The organism is Xanthobacter sp. BG11Y11_SDJG (genome assembly GCF_057364445.1).
This window is the reverse complement of the sequence record NZ_JBNFNU010000441.1, coordinates 1-3297: the sequence shown is the minus strand read 5'-3', so window position 1 is coordinate 3297 and position 3297 is coordinate 1. Positions and strand designations below refer to the sequence as shown.

4 protein-coding genes are annotated in these 3297 nt (G+C 70.7%); 2 read left to right on the top strand and 2 right to left on the bottom strand.

Annotation, left to right across the window (positions count from 1 at the left end):
• Positions 1-122: 122 nt before the first annotated feature.
• Together AC2W7M_RS22465 and AC2W7M_RS22460 are read right to left on the bottom strand one after the other, a co-directional pair.
• The gene (locus AC2W7M_RS22465; RefSeq protein ID WP_486135048.1) at positions 123-413 is read right to left on the bottom strand and encodes a helix-turn-helix domain-containing protein; all 291 of its coding nucleotides are present in this window, start codon (positions 411-413) and stop codon (positions 123-125) included.
• Positions 414-415: 2 nt separating this feature from the next.
• Positions 416-580: a hypothetical protein gene (locus tag AC2W7M_RS22460; protein WP_486135046.1), complete on the bottom strand. Its 165-nt coding sequence runs from the start codon at positions 578-580 to the stop codon at positions 416-418.
• A gap of 244 nt (positions 581-824) precedes the next feature.
• On the opposite strand from AC2W7M_RS22460, the gene hutC reads away from it, so the two are divergent.
• Positions 825-1601, top strand: coding sequence for a histidine utilization repressor (gene hutC, locus AC2W7M_RS22455; protein ID WP_486135044.1), 777 nt, complete (start codon positions 825-827; stop codon positions 1599-1601).
• A gap of 371 nt (positions 1602-1972) precedes the next feature.
• The coding region (locus AC2W7M_RS22450) for an acetate--CoA ligase family protein (RefSeq protein ID WP_486135042.1) at positions 1973-3297 on the top strand (1325 nt) is incomplete at its 3' end.

Genomic DNA, 3297 nt, shown 5'->3' with positions numbered 1-3297 from the left:
CGCGGCCATGGGCGAGCCGGGCGCGGGCGCAAGGCACGGCCCAGGTGGTGCCCTTGCCGAAGGCCGCGCCAAGGGCGCCGGAAGGCCCCTCGCGACTGACGCGCACCGATGCCGGGCGGCTCTCACGCCGCCGAAAGCGCCCGCTCCACCGCCTCCGGCTCGCGCTCGATCACCTTCAGCAGGACGCGCGTGCTGGGATCGGACCGCTTGCGCGCCTGCTCCCAATCGCGCACGGCGCCGGCCGAGAAGCCGAAGCGGGCGGCGAAGGCCGCCTGAGACAGCCCCAGCCGTTTGCGGATGCCCTTCACGTCGATATCGGCGGGCACGAAGGCGCGCGCGGGCATGGCCTCGCCCTTGGCAATGGCAAGCGCCTCGTTGGCGCTCTCGATGAGGTCGCTTCCGAACGTCGCCATGGTCAGTCTCCCTTCTTTCGTTCCGCCAGCCCGGCGACCTGCCGCGTCGCGCCCGCACGATAGGCGGACGCGATCTGCGGCAGCACCCTGGCCAGTTCGTTGCGCTCGGCCTTGGAAAGGTTCGCGCGCGGCCCCTTGTCCACCAGCGCCAGGAAGAAGACAGGCACATCGGACGCATGTGCCGGAAGCCCGATGATGCGTCCTAGCCGCAATTATTTCCCCCTCCCCCTATTTCTCTGCTTTCGCCGCCCGCACCGGCGACGCGCTGCTCGACGGCCTCGTCTTCGCCGCCCGCGGCGGCGCGGTGGACGGCGTCTGGCGCGCCGGCCGAAAGTGTGTGACCAACGGCATCCACCACGAGCGCGATGCGATCCGCGGCGCCTTTGCCCGCACCATGGAGAAACTGCTGGCGTGAGCGAGGCGGCCGACATCGAGGGCGCGGCGGACGGCGAGGGCGAGGGCAAGGCCGTCCCCACCCTCAACCGGCGCATCCGTGCCGACATCGAGGCCAAGATCCTGTCCGGCGAATGGGGGCCGGGCCACCGCATTCCCTACGAGCACGAACTGATGGCGCAATATGGCTGCGCCCGGATGACCGTGAACAAGGTGGTGTCGGAGCTGGCCGCCGCCGGCCTGATCGAGCGGCGCCGGCGCGCCGGCTCGTTTGTCGCCGCCCCGCGCATCCAGTCGGCGATCCTCCAGATCCCCGACATCGAGGCCGAGGTGACGGCGCGCGGCGAAGCCTACCGCTACGAGTTGCTGCGCCAGGAGCGGCGCGCCGCCGCACGGTCGGTGCCGGCGGAATGGACGCTCGCTCCGCGCGGCCGGGTGCTAGAGATTTCATGCCGCCACATGGCCGGCAGCCGCCCCTTCGCGCTGGAGCACCGGCTGATCAATCTTTCTGCCGTTCCTGAAGCCGCGGCGGTGGATTTCACCCGGCAGGCCCCCGGCTCCTGGCTGGTGGGCCACGTGCCGTGGACCGCCGCCGAGCACAAGATCGCCGCGGTGAACGCGGTGCCGGAGATGGCGAAGCTGCTCGACATCCCGGATGGCAGCGCCTGCCTGGAACTGGTGCGCCGCACCTGGCGCGGCGACGAGAACATCACCTTGGTGCGCCAGACCTTCCGGGGTGACCTGTTCGACCTCGTCGCCCATTTCACCCCCGCCCAGGCGCCCAACGGCGGGTGACGGAGGCACTTGCGCCGGGCTCGCGGGACTGAAACGGCGGGACCGTCCGGACCGTCCGCAAACCAAATTCCGGCCCGCCGTCCCGCCCCTGATTCGCGCCGCCGCGGGGGCATTCGCGCCGCCTTGACAGCGATTTTAATTCAATTGTATTAAATACCTGTCGCCGGCCCGGCACCTTGCGCGCCGGCGTCCCAAAAAGAATGATCGGGCGCCTGCCCGAAAACCCGAAAAACGCCATTATTTTTCAAACGCCCGAGGTCGAGGCATGTCCCTTCCGCGAGCCGCCGGCGGCGGCCGAGCCCCCATCCGTCCGGCAGGCTGTGCCGGCCATCGACACCGCTTCGCTGCGGCCGCTTTTGGAGCCCCGGTCGGTGGCCATCGTCGGCGCCTCCACGGTGCCGGGAAAAATCGGCGCGGTTCCGGTGGCGATGCTGCGGGAATACGCCTTTCCAGGGGATGTCTTCCCGGTCAATCCCAAGGCGGACGAGGTGTTCGGGTACAGGGCGGTGCCCGATATCGCCTCCATTCCCTCTGCCATCGATCTCGCCGTCATCGCCATCCCGGCGCCGGGCGTGCTGGCGGCGCTGGAAGCCTGCGCCGACAAGGGCGCGAAGGCGGCCGTGGTGTTCTCCTCCGGCTTCGCCGAGGTGAGCGAGGAGGGCCGCGCCGCGCAGCAGCAGCTGGCCGATTTCGCCCGCGCCCGCGGCCTCAGGATCATCGGCCCCAACGCCCTCGGCGTCGCCAATATCGACGCCGGCCTGGTCGCCAGCTTCTGCCCGTTTTTCAAGCCCCGCTTCGCCCCCGGCGGGGCGGTCGGCCTCGTCAGCCAGTCCGGCGCGTTCGGCGGCTACGTGGCCAATCTCGCCCAGGACCGGGGCCTGTCCTTCACCAAGTGGATCACCACCGGAAACGAGGCGGACGTCGAGGTCGCGGACGGCATCGCCTATCTCGCGCAGGACCCCTCGACCCGCGTGATCCTGGTCTACATGGAAGGCGCCCGCAACGGCGCCCGCCTGGTTCAGGCGCTGGAGATGGCCCGCGCCGCCGGCAAGCCGGTGGTGGTGCTGAAGGTCGGCCGCACCGCCGTCGGCGCGGAGGCCGCCGCCTCCCATACCGCCTCGCTCGCCGGGGCGGATGCGGTCTATGACGCCGTGATCGCCCAATGCGGCGCCTACCGCGCCTCTTCCATCGCCGAGTGGTTCGACCTCGGCTACGCCTTCGCCTTCGGCAAGGCGCCGAAGAACAACGCCATCGCCCTCGTCACCGTCTCCGGCGGCGTCGGCGTGATGATGGCCGACGAGGCGGAGACCGGCGGCCTCGACACCGTGCCCCTGAGCGCCGCCGCCCAGGAGCGCATCCGCGAGATCGTGCCCTTCGCCGGCGCCCGCAACCCGGTGGACGTGACCGGCCAGATGCTCGGCGACCTTGCCGGCTTCGAGCAGATGGTGGAGGTCGTGCTGGCGGAGCACCCCTTCGGCTCCATCGTCGGCTTCAATGCCGGCGCCGGCCACAAGGAGGAGAACGGCTTCCGCATCCAGAAGGTGTGGGAGACCGTGCGGGCGCGCCATCCCGACGCCTATATCGCCATCTCCGGCGCAACCCCACCGGCGGTGCAGCGCGCCTATGAGCGGCCGGCTGACCTGGTGGTTCACGGCACCCGACACGGCGCGGCACCGGCCGCCGCAGTCGGCCTGCG